This window comes from Aquimarina sp., assembly GCF_977115655.1.
Genome location: NZ_CDSBKO010000033.1, coordinates 46680 through 62918 on the forward strand (window position 1 = coordinate 46680; position 16239 = coordinate 62918).

Annotated in this window: 12 protein-coding genes; 11 read left to right on the forward strand and 1 reads right to left on the reverse strand. The window is 32.6% G+C overall.

All coding sequences use genetic code 11. From position 1 onward, the window contains the following. Positions 1-370: 370 nt before the first annotated feature. The 3 genes from ACZIYX_RS14170 (at position 371) to nrdD (ending at position 3277) form a co-directional block, all read left to right on the forward strand. Complete coding sequence (locus ACZIYX_RS14170; protein WP_462682905.1) at positions 371-826, forward strand: Fur family transcriptional regulator; 456 nt, start codon at positions 371-373, stop codon at positions 824-826. A gap of 193 nt (positions 827-1019) precedes the next feature. After that, complete coding sequence (gene nrdG / locus ACZIYX_RS14175; protein ID WP_462682906.1) at positions 1020-1469, forward strand: anaerobic ribonucleoside-triphosphate reductase activating protein; 450 nt, start codon at positions 1020-1022, stop codon at positions 1467-1469. A 5-nt stretch (positions 1470-1474) separates the two neighbouring features. Further along, positions 1475-3277: an anaerobic ribonucleoside-triphosphate reductase gene (gene nrdD / locus ACZIYX_RS14180; RefSeq protein ID WP_462682907.1), complete on the forward strand. Its 1803-nt coding sequence runs from the start codon at positions 1475-1477 to the stop codon at positions 3275-3277. Between the two features lie 616 nt (positions 3278-3893). On the opposite strand, the gene ACZIYX_RS14185 is transcribed toward nrdD, so the two are convergent. Continuing rightward, complete coding sequence (locus ACZIYX_RS14185; protein WP_462682908.1) at positions 3894-6803, reverse strand: response regulator; 2910 nt, start codon at positions 6801-6803, stop codon at positions 3894-3896. Between the two features lie 267 nt (positions 6804-7070). On the opposite strand from ACZIYX_RS14185, the gene ACZIYX_RS14190 reads away from it, so the two are divergent. The 8 genes from ACZIYX_RS14190 to ACZIYX_RS14225 all read left to right on the forward strand — a co-directional run bounded on the left by ACZIYX_RS14190 (position 7071) and on the right by ACZIYX_RS14225 (position 15485). Further along, positions 7071-7820, forward strand: coding sequence for a hypothetical protein (locus ACZIYX_RS14190; protein ID WP_462682909.1), 750 nt, complete (start codon positions 7071-7073; stop codon positions 7818-7820). A gap of 53 nt (positions 7821-7873) precedes the next feature. Continuing rightward, positions 7874-9145: an MFS transporter gene (locus ACZIYX_RS14195; RefSeq protein ID WP_462682910.1), complete on the forward strand. Its 1272-nt coding sequence runs from the start codon at positions 7874-7876 to the stop codon at positions 9143-9145. A gap of 24 nt (positions 9146-9169) precedes the next feature. Further along, positions 9170-10729 (forward strand): glycoside hydrolase family 3 protein, encoded by a 1560-nt coding sequence (locus ACZIYX_RS14200; protein WP_462682911.1) that lies wholly within the window; start codon positions 9170-9172, stop codon positions 10727-10729. Positions 10730-10740: 11 nt separating this feature from the next. Further along, positions 10741-11817, forward strand: a complete 1077-nt coding sequence (locus ACZIYX_RS14205) for an anhydro-N-acetylmuramic acid kinase (protein WP_462682912.1) — start codon at positions 10741-10743, stop codon at positions 11815-11817. A gap of 187 nt (positions 11818-12004) precedes the next feature. Further along, complete coding sequence (locus ACZIYX_RS14210) at positions 12005-13048, forward strand: serine hydrolase domain-containing protein (protein WP_462682913.1); 1044 nt, start codon at positions 12005-12007, stop codon at positions 13046-13048. 122 nt (positions 13049-13170) lie between these two features. After that, the gene (locus ACZIYX_RS14215) at positions 13171-13470 is read left to right on the forward strand and encodes a hypothetical protein (protein WP_462682914.1); all 300 of its coding nucleotides are present in this window, start codon (positions 13171-13173) and stop codon (positions 13468-13470) included. A 164-nt stretch (positions 13471-13634) separates the two neighbouring features. After that, on the forward strand, positions 13635-14081 hold the full coding sequence (locus ACZIYX_RS14220) for a DinB family protein (protein WP_462682915.1): 447 nt from the start codon (positions 13635-13637) through the stop codon (positions 14079-14081). 222 nt (positions 14082-14303) lie between these two features. Beyond that, on the forward strand, positions 14304-15485 hold the full coding sequence (locus tag ACZIYX_RS14225; RefSeq protein ID WP_462682916.1) for an FAD-dependent monooxygenase: 1182 nt from the start codon (positions 14304-14306) through the stop codon (positions 15483-15485). The last annotated feature ends 754 nt before the right edge of the window (positions 15486-16239 follow it).

The following is a 16239-nucleotide window of genomic DNA, read 5'->3' on the forward strand; positions in this document are numbered from 1 at the left end:
AAATTTATTGATACGCAACTTTGTTGCAATATAATAATTGTTTTTTGAAAGTAAATCATCTCTTTTAATGAAATGATTTTTATATTGCCTATATATTTAGCCATTTATTATACCATTTTAACTTTGAGATCGTGCGTATAAAAATTAAATTTACTTTTTTAAGTATTCAAGGCTAAAAGCTTGTGCAATACTTGATCTATAATTAGTTCAATACTAATATAAAGACAGTTAAGGTTATATTTTTTTAACTGAGAACAGATGAAAAAGAAATAATTTATTAGCACTGTTTTAAAGTTAAAATAGCATTATTCAATATATTTTTACTCCCATAATTTTATATACCAATAAATGATTAAATTTACGTCCTGTTATGAATAAAGAATTTACCAATCTATTAGAAAAGCATCAGTTAAGGAAAACAGCTCCTCGTTTATCTGTGCTTTCTATATTAAAATCCAGAAATACAGCGACTTCTCAACCCGAGCTAGAAGCAATGATCGGAAAAGATGTGGATCGGGTAACTTTATACCGAATTCTTAAAACTTTTGAAGAAAAAGGAATTATTCATAAAATACTGGATCTTAATGGAACTGCTAATTATGCCATTTGCCATTCTTCCTGTAACGAACATGACCATAATGACAATCATGTACATTTTAATTGCACAATATGCCTGGATATTTATTGCTTAGAAAATATACAAATCCCGGATATTAAAATGCCTTCTGGTTTTGTATCGCATACCACAAATTTTGTATCGTATGGTATTTGTAAAAAATGCTCTGAAAAAGCTAAGCAATATACTAACTCAAATGAGGATCAGTAGCTTTTTTTTAACTTCCTTACCATATTTTTTCACATAACCTACTCATTACCAATTTTAAATTTGCAATGTTTTTTGAACACCTGTCAAAATCATTGTTGATAACATACTTAATAACTCATCTTAGATTTTATTATAAGAAAACCAATAGTTAATATCTTTATAAAAGATAAAAAGATCTTTTATTATTAATAAAATGTATTATCATAGTTTTCAAGTCGTATTTCAAGAAGTCCCGGGAGAAATAAGTTTATGCTTTTCTATTTCTGGATGCACGTTAGGGTGCACAGGTTGTCATTCTCCTTTTTTATGGAAAAAAAATAGTGGCACATTACTTACCGTGACTTTGTTTAATACTATACTCAAACAATATTCTGGTCTTGCAACTTGTGTACTTTTTATGGGCGGGGAATGGCATTATGAAGAATTGATAGCTTTTCTGAAATTATCAAAAAAAAGGAATTATAAAACTTGTCTTTATACGGGCAAAGATCAGGTTTCTACAGAGTTGATGTCCCAACTTACATGGATCAAAACCGGAAAATGGGATCCGTTACTAGGTGGGTTAGAAAACGAAAAAACCAATCAAAAGTTTATAGAAGTGAGAACAAATACCATATTAAATCATCTATTCATCAAAAATTAAAGCACATGATACGATTAACAGAAGAGCAAGTACATGAAAAAATTCGTTTTGTAGAGGATTATATACGATCAAATAATGCAGCAGACGGTTCTAAAGTTGATGCCAACGCAAATGTAACTTCAAAAAACATTGCAACTATGGAAGCAGAATTGAACAAAGATATTAACATACAGATAAACAGGGAATTGGTAAAACAAAAAATAGCTTTACTCTTTGACAAAGACTTAGCCAATGAATACTCCCGACAAATAGAAGAGCATGAAATATATGTGCATGATGAGACTTCATTGAAGCCTTATTGTGTATCTATAAGTATGTATCCTTTTCTGTTTGACGGGCTTACCAAGTTAGGAGGAGAAAGTAAAGCCCCACAGCATTTGGAAAGTTTTTGTGGAGAATTTGTAAATCTTGTTTTTGCCATAAGTTCTCAATTTGCAGGAGCTCTGGCTACTGTAGAATTTTTAATGTATTTTGATCATTTTGCCACCAAAGATTATGGTGCAGATTACCTGAAAACCAACAAAAAACTAATTGCCAACCATTTACAACACGTAGTGTATGCAATAAATCAACCAGCAGCAGCCAGAGGATATCAATCTGTATTCTGGAATATTTCTTTATATGATAAAGCCTATTTTTCAAGTATGTTTGAAGATTTTGTGTTTCCGGATATGACTAAACCAAAGTGGGAAAGCGTAAAAAAACTACAAACGTTTTTTATGAAATGGTTTAACGAAGAAAGAACTAAAGCAATACTTACTTTTCCTGTGGTAACAGCTGCAATGTTAGTAAAAAATGGTAAACCTGTAGATACCGAATTTACAGAAATGTGCGCTAAGGAGTTGAGCGAGGGAAATTCATTTTTTATCTATCAATCTGAAAATGCCGATAGCCTGGCATCCTGCTGCCGGTTACGCAATGAAATCAGTGACAATACCTTTAGTTATTCGCTTGGTGCAGGTGGAGTAGCAACTGGTTCTATTAATGTTATCACTCTTAATATGAATCGCCTGGTACAAAAAGGAGCCGATATTATTGAAGAGGTTAGAAAAATACATAAATATCAGGTTGCCTATAGAAAACTAATTGAAGAATACCTGACATCGGGTCTATTGCCGGTATATCAAGCGGGATTCATATCACTGGACAAACAATTTTTAACGGTAGGAATTAACGGCATGGTAGAAGCTGCAGAGAGCAAAGGTATTGAAATAACAAACAATACAAGATATAAGGATTTTGTAAATAAATATCTTAAAGCAATTTATGAAGAAAACAAAAGAGGAAAGCAAATGTATGGATATATGTTCAATACAGAATTTGTTCCTGCCGAAAATCTAGGTATAAAAAATGCAAAATGGGATAAAAAAGATGGATTTTATGTACCCAGAGATTGCTATAACTCCTATTTTTATGTAGTAGAAGATATACAAATAAATACGCTAGACAAGATACTACTACACGGTAAAGAAGTTATACAATATCTGGATGGCGGGTCTGCCCTGCATCTCAACCTGGAAGAAACGCCTAATAAAGAAGGATTTATAAAACTAATACATACCACAGCAAAAGCAGGATGTAATTATTTTTGTTTTAATATTAGAATTACAATTTGTAATGATTGTGAATACATAAATAAACAAACCAAATATAATTGTACAAAATGTGGATCAAAAAATATAGATCATGCAACGCGAGTGATTGGATATTTAAAAAGGGTATCCAGTTTTAGTTCAGGGAGACAGCAGGAACATCAATTCAGACATTATCATAGAAAACAATCTAAATATACTCTCCCGATTGATTAGAATAATTTGTAAACCAGAAAATGTAAAAGTTCTTGAAATTGGTAAACTCCCCAAAGTAGAACAATAGATAAATGCTCATCATTTCGCTATCAGATAACTTGCCTTTGCAATCGCATCTCTTTACAGAAGGATCTTTTAAAATTGGACGATTTTCTAACTGTGAAGCAAACTTTTGGTAGTACAAAAATCAATATCCCTAAACCCCCGTTAAAAAAGGATAGTGATTACCTAAAACATAAAAAAGAAAGTACTATAGTTGTCGGGCTGCTATAGAACCTGTTATCGGGTACCTTAAAACGGATCATAGAGCAGTAAAAAAAAATCCTCAAAGGAGAAATAGAAGATAGTATCAACTTTATGATGCTGCCGCTGGGTTCAATTTCAAAAAATTGATGGTCAAACTTAAAGAAAATACGCTTTGGCTTCAATATGAGATTAACAAATTAATCAAATTAGAGATACAGTTTTATAAATTTGGAGACAAATCCATTAAAGTACATTCGAAATACCTTTTTTAAGGATCGGCTATTTAGCTAGACAATCTATGGCTTAGTACCAATATTTTTTGAAACTCCCGACTTCGGGTCCTCTGGTGTTGTTTCAAAGTTAAATTGTATTACTTGTTTTTTATCAGATATTTGGAAGGAGGGATATTGTAAATATCTTTGAAACACTTAGAAAAATATACAACATCATTAAAACCTACAGAATATGCAATTTCTGCAATAGTCCCTTCTCCTTTTTCAAGAAGAATCGCCGCTGCTTTTAAACGTTCATGGCGTAAAAACTCTGTAGCCGAAAATCCCAATAAGGTTTTTAGTTTTCTATGAAGTTGCATTCTGCTCATTCCTGCTTCTGCTGCAAATTGATCTGTAGAAAACTCTGCATTAGATAAATGAGTATCCAATATAACCTGAAGCCGTTCTATGAATTTTTCATCTACCGAGTCGATAAAAATATCTTTAGGCTTTAATATCAATTCCTGACTGTACCGTTCCCGCATCTTTTTTCTTTCTTCAAGTAATTGATTGACTTTAAGTTTTAATATTTCATGACTAAAAGGTTTGGTAACAAATGCATCTGCATTGCTTTGCAATCCTTCTAAATGAGCTTCATCCCCTGTTTTTGCTGTTAACAAAATTATAGGAATAAAGGAGGTCATTTCGTTTTGCTTACTTTTTCTGCACAATTCAAAACCATTCATTTTTGGCATCATTACATCGGTAATAACAATATCAGGCATTTCCTTTTGGATAATTTGTAATGCTTTTTCTCCATTTTCGGCCTCAACAATATGAAAATCTGATGAAAAAATCTCTTTAAGAACAAGACGAACATCGGCATTATCCTCTGCCAATAAAAGAACAGGAAGCTCTCTGGGGTTTTCCTTATGTATGGCTATTCCCTCTTTGGGGTCTGAATGTTCAGAAATCACCCCGATAGTTTTCAATAATTTGATATCTACAGGCAAGTATATATCAATAGTCAATACTTTGTGGGATAGCTTTGTTTTAAGTTCTCCTTTACAAAGAGTTACCAGTTCTTTTACCAATGCAAGACCAATACCTACTCCTTGATTAGATTCTTTATGCTGGTAGAACCGGTCAAAAATCTGGTTCACTTCAGAGGTTTTAAGGTCAACTCCGGAGTTAGAAACCGAAAGGTGCAACTTATCTTTTTCAAAAGCAGATAAAAAAACAACCTCCTCTTTTTGTGATGTATATTTTAATGCATTAGAAAGTAAATTGCTTACAATTTTTTCGACAATATCCCTATCATACCAACAACTCCCATCGTGTATATGGGCATTAAACCGTATATCCTTGTTTTTTGCCTCAAACATAAAAGGATCTATCATGCTTTTTAAAAACAGGGCGATGTCCTTTTTTTTAAATACGGGCCTAAAACTATCCGGATTCAATTTGGACAATTCTAATAATTGATCTACCAATTCCAGCATTCGGTTAGAATTTTGATCGATCAGGTCGAGCTTTTTTTTATTCCCTTCAGAAGTTTCACTTTGCTGCAATTGCTGTAACGGGCTTTTTATCAAGGTCAAAGGTGTCCTAAACTCATGGGATATATTGGCAAAAAAACGTGATTTTAGCTCTTCTAGTTCTTTTAATCTGGTAGCTGTTTTTAACTTGTTCCTGTATCCATAAAACAAAAAACCGATTACCATTAAAACCCCTCCCAAAAGACCAAGAAATACATTGCGTTGATTTGCCTTTTGTTTCTCTGCCAATTTGTTCTGGACAGAAAGCAAGGTGATTTCCTGCTGCTTTTTTTCGTTCTGGTACTTGGCTTCCAGAGCTATAATTTTTTCTTTCGTGTTTTTATCATATATGCTTTCTATTTGCTTATTAAGCAAAAGTGAATAATCCGCAGATTTTTGAAAATTTTTCTTTTTGTAAAAAAGATTGCTCAATCCTCTATAGATAATTTCTAATTTTTTTTCATCCTTTTCTTTTTCGCATATTTCTTGGCTCTTCAAATAGTATGCAAGAGCCTCTTTGAAATTGCCTGTATTGCTATAAAACCCTGCAAGCGCTATGTTAGAGTCTTTTATATAGATTTTATTATCCTTTATCAATGAAACATCTAATGCTTTTAAATAAAGGTTCTCTGCATTTTTTGTTTCCTGCAATTTTTCTAAACAAGATGCTTTTTTTAAATATGCTAAAATAAGTTTACTGCTCTCTGTTTGGTGTCCTTCATAGTAATCTATGGTTTCATTTAAAATAGAAATTGCTTTTTTATATTCCTTAAGGTCTATGTGTATATTGGCTATACTAGCATTAATGCTAAGTATTCCTTTTGGGTTAGCGTTTTTTTCATAGATATATTTACTTTTCTCAAAGTACATTATAGCTTTTTCTGGCTTATCTATAGCCTCCATAACGTAACCTATATACTCCATACTTGTAGCATGCTTAATACTACCTTTTGAAAGTAGGGACTGGTCACAAATCTTTTCTATAAGAAAATAATATTCAAGAGCTTTTTCATAATCTTTCATAAAAAATGCCATGTTCCCTAAAGCAAAATATCCCGTAATCAAAACGTTTTCATCTTTTGCCTTTTCGGCCATTTTAACCCCTTGATTCAAATAAAACCTTGCCGAATCTTTATTTATGTTATTGTACCTATATCCTAATCTAATATAATGATTTGCTATACCTGCGCTGTAATTGTATTTTTTTAACTCTTCAATTGCTTCTATGTTTTCTTGTATCCCTGCCCTATTTCCAATTTCTTTCGATTTCCAATTAGACATATTGGCCCTTGCATTAGAAATAAATTTTGGCACATGGGCTATTCGAGCATGATACATACTTTTAATCAAATGATAAAAAATAGAGTCTTTATTTTTATGTAAATTAGATAATTCTAAATGCTCTACTGCCTTTATAGAATCATTTTTTACAGTTTTGGTGATGTATAAAACAGAATCTATTTTCTTTTGATTTTGTGCAAAAAAAAACAGTGGAAAAAATAGCAATACAACAAAACCCTTTTTTTTCATTATAAATCAGTTGTTTAAAATAAATTTAAACAATTATACCCAAACTTATTTAAAAAGATCATAAGATATGTAACCAATAATTGTTGCATAAACAAAATACCCGTATAAAAGTTTGTTTTAATCATAGAATACGGGGAATTAAACCCCACAATGTGGATTAAAAGTATACCACACACAACAATCAAACCGCGTATATCCCGTTAGGATTACCAGATTACTTTGTTATATTGTATTTTGATAAAAGTATTTACTAACCAAAAAAAATATATGAAACTCTTGGTACTAAGCATTATGTTTATGATCCTGTATAAAGGAAATGCCCAGCAAGAAAAAGATATTAACCCCAATACGTATCGGTTTAGTTACAAATCACAGGTTTATAAAGGCACTAGGTTAGAAATAACTTCGCAACTAAAAACATTAAAAAACAATTCATGGTTTGTAAATATTCCTGAAGAAAAAAAAACGGTACTAAATACCCTGTTTAAAAAAGTAAAAGAACAACCCATACCTAAATTATACAAAAAACAAGCAATCGCATTTTTGGATGCCCTATATGCCTATGAAGAGTTTTTAAAGATATATGACAATGCTCTCTATGAAGTGATCCTTAACCTTAAACAAGATATGCGCCGGCTTGATTTTAAATTCGAAAGGCAATTTACAAAAGCTAAGATAGCGCTAGAACGTGCTAATAAAGAAGATAAAAATAATACTCAAAAAATAGATCTTATTAGCAAAGAGTTTTTGGATACCCAAATAAAATTGATAAGTCACCGGTGGATGAAAAAGAAAATAGAGAAATATAAAGGCATGGATGCGGTTAAAAACCCGGATATACTGATTGCAGAATTTAAAAAGGAGGAAGCCATGAATGTTTTTACTATGATCGAACAAAAAAAGATGGAACAGATTAGCGCATACCTTGAAAACCAGATCATTGATTTCTTTTATAATAAATCCCTTCCCGAAATAGATATAGAAGATCTTCAACTCGACTATATAGATAAATTATAAACTATTCTAATACTAATAATTTATAAGTATCTTTCTTTCCTTAATAACCATTCATGACAGAATCTAATAAAAATAAAAATGCCTGGGCTTGGGTACCATCCTTATATTTTACAGAAGGCTTACCTTATATCATCATCATCACAGTTTCTGTAATAATGTATAAAAAATTAGGAATAAGCAATGCCGATATTGGGCTATACACCAGTTGGCTTTATTTACCTTGGGTTGTAAAACCCTTATGGAGTCCTTTTGTAGATCTTAAAAGTACTAAACGTAATTGGTTTTTGACAATGCAACTCATTATTGCAATTGCATTTTTAATAGTTGGTCTAACCATACCAACCAATAACTTTTTTGTATTAAGTCTTTCCTTTTTTTGGATTGCAGCTTTTGCATCTGCTACAAATGATATCGCATCTGATGGGTATTATCTAATTAGCCTTTCTGAAAAAAAACAATCTTTTTTTCTTGGAGTACGAAGCACTTTTTACCGTTTAGCAATGATAACTGGTCAAGGACTAATTGTTATACTTGCCGGTTTTTTAGAAGAGCATTATGGCAACAATCAAAAAGCATGGTCCTATACCATGATTATTACTGCTGTTTTTATGATTACACTAACCTTGCTTAACCTGTTTACCACTCCAAAAGTAGAAACATTAACTAAAGCTACAGAAGAAAAACCTTTAGGCTTTTTTGATGTATTTAAAACATTTTTTCAAAAAAAACAAATTGGTATTGCTCTTGCCTTTATACTGGTATATCGCTTGGGAGAATCGCAATTACTAAAAATGGCATCTCCGTTTTTATTAGATCAAACAGATACTGGTGGACTAGCTTTATCTACTACTGAAGTAGGGGTTATTTATGGCACTTTCGGGATTATTGCATTGGTAATCGGGGGTATTCTGGGAGGTATTGCAATTTCTATAAACGGATTAAAAAAGTGGATGCTCCCAATGGCTCTGGCAATGAACCTTCCTAATCTGTTATATGTCTTATTATCCTTTTGGAAACCATCTTCTACCCTATTTGTTACCGTAACCGTTATTGTAGAGCAATTTGGGTATGGATTTGGATTTGCCGCCTATCTTATGTTTTTAATTTATGTGGCAGAAGGCGTTTCTAAAACCTCTCATTATGCTATTGCAACAGGATTTATGGCATTGGGCGTTATGCTACCCGGCATGATTAGTGGTTTTATCCAGGAAGCTATAGGATATACAGGATTTTTTATTTGGGTTGCTATTGCAGCAATCCCCGGGATTATCCTTACCAGATATATTAAATACCCCGCAACATACGGAAAGAAAGATAAAGATTAACCACCAAAAAGTTACACACAAACAATGAATACACCCAGCCTTTCTATAACCGAAAAAATTGGTCAATTTTTCTTTCCCGCAGCATTTATAAACGATACAGATCCAGAAGTAAAACAAATAGAACAACTTATACAAAACTATAAAATTGGCGGTCTTACTTTTTTTCATAGCAGAGCTAGTGCTGCAACAAATTTTGAAGGAAAGAAAACCATAATTAGAAATGAAAATAGTGCGCAACGACTATCAGAGCTTATCACCCATTACCAAAGTATCTCCTCCTCTCCTCTGTTAATTAGTATAGATGCAGAATGGGGTTTGGCTATGCGGGTAGAAAACACCCCACAATATCCGTATGCGATAACTCTGGGTGCTATCCCAAAAAATCAAATACAATGGATTTATGAAGTAGGAAAACAAGTGGGGATAGATCTAAAAAACATGGGGATCCACCTTAACTTAGCTCCTGTGGCAGATGTAAATACCAATCCTGATAATCCGGTAATTGGGTATCGGTCTTTTGGCGAAAACAAAGAGCAGGTTACTAATACCTCCCTTGCTTTTTATAATGGTCTAAAAGCTTCAGGAATATTAGGATGTTTTAAACACTTTCCCGGGCATGGAGATACCGAAGTAGATTCGCATTTGGGGCTTCCTGTAATACATACATCCAAACAAGATTTATACAACCAGGAGCTTTACCCTTTCATAAAAGCAATCGAATCCAAAATAGACAGTATCCTGATCGGACATTTAGCAGTCCCTTCTTTATCCCAAGGAAAAAATGTTTCTGCAACCCTTTCCAAAGATATTATAAAAGGAATACTTCGTAAAGAATTAGGTTTTGAAGGCGTAGTAATCTCTGATGCACTTAATATGCACAGCGTTTCTAAACTATACCCTAAAAAAGGAGTCCTGGAGTGGAAAGCTTTTGATGCAGGAAACGATATATTATGTTTTGCCGAACATGTAGAAGAAGGTATTCTTGCTATAGAAAAAAATGGAACTAATAAGCAAATTGAAGAAAGTTTTAGCAGAATACAAAAGCTGAAAGAAAATGCTTTTAAAGAAACCACCTCTACTGCTGTTTTTGATTTTGAAAAAGCAACCAGTATAAATCATGCTATTGCAAAGCAATCCATTACCTACCACAAAGCAGATATAAAAAGTTTCGAAAAATTTAATACCGAAAAATTTGAGATCCTTGTTCTGGGCAGATCCACAGATTGTGTGTTTTGTAAAGAAATCAAAAAATCGAAGTACTGCACCTCTATAAAGGATATCCATAGCCCAGTGTCTGGATTTACTACCAATAATATAGGGATAGCATTGTTTCCTCCCTCTATAAAACCGATGCAGGAATTTGGTATGAATGCCGAAATAAAAGACAGGATTCTGGAGTTAAGTAAAACAAAAAATGTAGTACTCTATCTATTTGGTAACCCTTATGCTTTGCGGGTATTACCTACCAAAAATATTGCAAATATAATACTTGCCTATCAGGATTTTGAAACCTTTCAGCAAGTAGCAGCACAGCATTTTGTTGGACAACATAAAGCTGTAGGAAAATCCCCTGTACGACTTTAATCCATCACATTATGAAAAAACAATATACTGTAATCGGTTTAATGTCTGGAACCTCGCTGGATGGTTTGGACATTGCTTGTTGCAAATTCGAAAATAAAGAAGGGCTTTGGTCCTTCTCTATTCTTTATACAAACGCTATAGAATATACCGATTATTTAAAAAACAAGCTAAAAAACGCAATACACTTAAATACTGTAGATTTATTAGCTTTTCATAATGAGTATGGAAATTGGCTGGGCAAACAGGTTAAAAAATTTATAGCTCAAAATAATCTTACGGTAGATTTTGTTGCCAGTCATGGGCATACCGTTTTTCATCAACCAGAAATTGGAGTAACCTTTCAAATAGGATCCGGGCAACATCTGGCTAATGCATCTGGACAAAAAGTTATCTGTGATTTTAGAACCAACGATGTAGATCTGGGAGGTCAGGGAGCACCTCTGGTACCCATAGGAGATCAATTACTATTTGGTACCTATGATTTTTGTCTCAACTTGGGTGGGATTAGCAATATTTCTTTTACTATGGAAGGAAAAAGAATTGCCTACGATATTTCTCCTGCCAATATGTTACTTAATTATATTTGTGCTACTATAGGAAAAACATACGATAAAGGCGGAGAAATTGCCAAAACAGGCACCCTAAACAGATATTTATTAGACACTCTAAATAATTTAGAATACTATAAACTACCATTTCCTAAATCTTTGGGATACGAATGGTTTATCAAAAAGATAGTCCCCATTATAGATGCTACTCCAGATACTGCTCAAAATCTTTTACATACCGCAGTACACCATATTGCTACTCAAATTACTTTTGCTATTACAGCTACCAAAAGTAAAAACGCTTCTTTACTGGTTACTGGTGGCGGTGCAAAAAATGATTTCCTTATCAAAGTATTACAACAAAAACTAGGGTATTCTATTACGGTTATGGTACCTTCAGAAGAAATTATAGATTTTAAAGAAGCCTTAATTTTTGCCTTTATGGGCGTATTACGAGACAGAAACGAAATAAATTGTTTACAATCTGTTACCGGCGCTCGTATAGATTCCTCTTCTGGAGTAATTTTTGAGCCTTGGTAAAAACTTGAAATAACAACCTAAATCTGATTTAACTAAAATATTAAAAAAAGTGTCAATTCTACTAATGATTTTCTACTTTCGCATTACGCATAGCTATACGTTAACTAGATTATTACACATCGTGAAATAGGCATAAAAAAATAATATTTTTATCTTTTTAATGCTACAGATTTTATACAGACAAAATATGGTTGATAAAGAAAATTTGCTACAAACTGTTTTGGATAAAACAGTAGATAAAAAGAAAATATTCGGGACTTCGTTCGCTATAAAAAAAGCCGATTTAATATGGCATGGTGCTTCAGGAAATTTATCTAATGAACAACCTTACTTCATTGCCAGCACAACAAAATTATTTACCACGGCAATTATTTTACGATTAAAATCAGAAGGAAAACTAAACCTTGAAGATAAGATTAGTACCTATTTAAATGAATCGGTTATGAGTGCTTTGCACGTTTTCAAGGGAAAAGATTATTCAGACAGATTAACTATCCAACACTTACTTGCTCATACATCTGGGCTTCCTGACTATTTTCAGGGGAAAGGTAAAAACGGAAAAAGTTTGGAGGATGAAATTAAAAGTGGTAATGATCAATCCTGGACTTTTAAACAAGCCATGGAAAGGACTAAAGCAATGAAACCACTTTTTATTCCTGGTACAAAGAAAAAAGCAAATTATTCGGATGCAAATTTTCAATTACTTGGCAAAATCATTGAAATAATCACTAATACATCTTTTTCTGAAAATTGTACCAATTTAATTATAAAACCACTGGGCTTATCAAAAACATACCTTTATCAAGATTTTACCGACACTACACCAAAAACGCTTTATTACAAGGACAGAGAACTAAACATTCCTAAAGCAATGACTTCATTTGGCCCAGATGGTGGCATTGTTTCGACATCAGCCGAAATGCTAATATTTATAGAAGCATTTTTTACAGGTAAGCTATTCCCCATCGAATACATTAATGAATTGCAAAAATGGAATAAGATATTTTTCCCAATGCGTTCAGGTATAGGCATACACTTATTTAAACTCCCTTGGTTTTTTAACCCGACTGGTGCTGTACCTATATTTTTAGGGCATTCAGGGCTTTCTGGGGCATTAGCTTATTACAGCCCAAAAGAAAAAGTATACATTGTTGGAACAGTAAATCAAGTTGCCTATCCAGATATTTCCTTCAAAACAATGATTAAATTGACACAAGCATTAAAAAAATGAAGATGAGTATTAGTCGTAATAATTCTTAAGAATAATAGTAAGGTTCCTAATTAAAAACACTTTACTCTAAAAATTCTTTTTTACACTCCGATGCTCTTTGGATGAGGTTCGACAACATCAAAATGCATTTCGAAGGTATCGATATGAACTTTGAAGCTGCCAGGGTGTCCTTCGAAGGTTTCAAGACAAGGTTTGAAACTGCCAAGGTGTCCTTCGCAAATATCAAAATGAAGTTCGATAAGATCGATATACAATCCAAAGGTATCGATATGAAGTCAGAGACCATCAAGATACACTTCGCAACTATCAAAATGAAGTTAGACAATGGCAAGATGCAATTTGCAGGTTTCAAAATAGGATTCAAAGATTCTAAGATGCCCTTTATAGATCTCGATATAGGAGATTTAATAACTTGTTTTTAACAGAGGTACAACAAAATAAAAATACGAAAATCAGTTTCTCTTTATTCAAAAAATTTAACTTTGGATACACAACAAAAAAGCCAATCCCTATAGCAAATTAGTCTATACGTTGTGTAAACTATATCCCTTAATAACCGTTTTTGTATAAAATAAAGATTAAACCAATGAATAAAGACGAATTAATAACCTTTTTTGAAAGAGACTTAAACAAATTAATCAACGAAATAGAACTCTATAAGAAGGAAGAAAATATTTGGCGAATAGAAAAAAGCATTTCTAATTCCGCAGGAAATTTAACCCTGCATTTAATTGGGAATTTGCACACATTTATCGGAAAAGAAATTGGAAAAACAAATTATGTAAGGAATAGAGAACTTGAATTTACCCAAAAAAATGTCCCTAAAAAAGAGTTGATAGAAAGTATACATAATACCATAGAAATGGTTAAAAAATCACTAAGCTCTCTCACCAGTCAAGATTTGAAAAAAGAGTATCCGATTATGAAGTTTCCCACCGTAGAAACAAATGAATACCTACTGGTTCATTTAATCAATCATCTAACGTATCATCTTGGACAAATAAATTATCATAGAAGACTTATAGAGGAATAAAAAACTTACACTAGTCTGATAACTTGAGAATGTTCCTTAAATACACCTATTGAGTTTAAGAAATCTAGAAACCTTATTAGAACATAGCAATACCAAAATATACACTTAAACCATAATAAATAATTTTAAATCCATTAGAAATCCGCTAGATTTGTAAGAAATATATAATGGATATATGTGTACCAGTACACATACTTTATTGTTGGCAGTAATATGACAAAAATGAGAACACCAAAGAATAAAATTGGAATTATTGGAGGAGGGATTGGTGGATTAACAATGGCTTTGATGTTAAAAAGAAATAAAATAGATTTTAAACTTTTTGAAAAATCTAACGAATTTAAAGAAGTCGGAGCAGGTATTGGAATTTCTTCTAATGCCCTAAAGATTTTTGACAAACTAAAGATTGGAAACGAAATAAGAGAAAAAGGACATTTAATTAAGAAAACAATACTCGCTACCGAAAAATTAAAAGTTCTTAAAGAAGTTCCTTTTCCTGAAGAAGTTTATGCTATTCATCGAGCTTCAATAATAGATACAATTTCTAATAAATTGGATAAAAATTCATTTGAATTAAACAAAGAATTAGAAAGTATTGAAAATGATGAAATTGTAAAAGTTAATTTCAAAGACAACACAACGTTTGAATTTAATACATTAATCGCTTCTGATGGAATTAATTCAACCATTAGAAAATTTATTTTTCCAGAAATTGAAGTTAGGAAAACACATCAGATTGTATGGCGAGGAATTACAGATTTTGAGATTGATTCTGACTTAAAACATACTTATTATGAACTTTTTGAAGGAACGTTACGATTTTTGTTTTTACCAATAAGTGACACTAAAATATTTTGGCTAGCTGTTCAAGAAAAAAAGAACTTTAATAAGGATTTATCTAGTTCATTAAAAGGCTATCTGTTAAAAACATATCAGAATTTTGACCAAAAAATACTAGAAATGTTGAGTAAAACAGATGAAAATAGTATTCTAGAAAATGAAATGGCAGATATAAAGCCTAATTACAAGAACTGGTTTTCAAAAAATACTGTTTTTATTGGAGATTCCATCCACGCTACAACACCAAATCTTGGTCAAGGAGCTTGTCAAGCAATAGAAGATGCTTATGTTTTAGGTCTTTGTCTTAAAAGTAATTCAAAAGCAACTTTCTCTAACTACCAAAATCTTCGATTAAAAAAAGTGGAATATGTTGTGAAACAATCTTGGAAAATTGGAAAAATGTCTTTAACAAAGAATAGTGTTCAAACAAAAATTCTTTATCTATTATTGAAATATTTACCAAAAAGCCAGTACCAAAAAAGATTTAAACGATTAATTGATATTGAATATATAAATGAAATAGAAAATACTACTGCCAATCGAGTAGCCCGACGCGGCAATTAATTACCGCGTTGAGGCTCTCACACCACCGTACGTACGGGTCTCGTATACGGCGGTTCGTACTCCATCTTCGTATCGCTCTTTACACCGATAACGACTATTCTGTACTTTAAACATAGGCTACTTTAGAAAGCTCCTATGCGAATTTCCAAAAAGAATACGTTCTGTCCTTCCTTACTTGTGAGACCTATGCAATTTCTATTTGCAACTCGTTTCCCATAAGTACTATGACTTCTGCTGACTTCTCTACTTAACCAACTCGTAGTTGTAGAGACCTCCCTCGGTAAGATAAATACCCTCTAGTTAATGCCTGCTGAATCTACTATCTTAACCCTTTCTTGTGGACGTTACTATGATGTGCTAGCTTATCCAAATTAAAATAGCCTCGGTATCCAGTTTCTGTTCGTCAGTACCAACTACGTAGTCCGGCTTACTTTAGTGTATAGGTCACCCTAAACCACCTTGCCACTTACTTTGCTTACGGACACGACTCCGTGCATACGGGACTTTAACCCTTTGGGAAGTTCATCTAAATGAACTATATTTACCATTCAAGGCACACACACCGTATATAAAACATAGCTATTACAGGCTTTACGAGAGGTTTTTGTGTATTTGCGAAGTCCGCCAAATTTTTTAATTTGGCTCGTGTATAATCCGAAAAGTTAGCGTCTATTTATACGCTACGTTTCATATACAAGACCGTTAGGTTTAATTTCAAAAAGTCACGCAGACAAAACTTTCTAATTGGATTGGT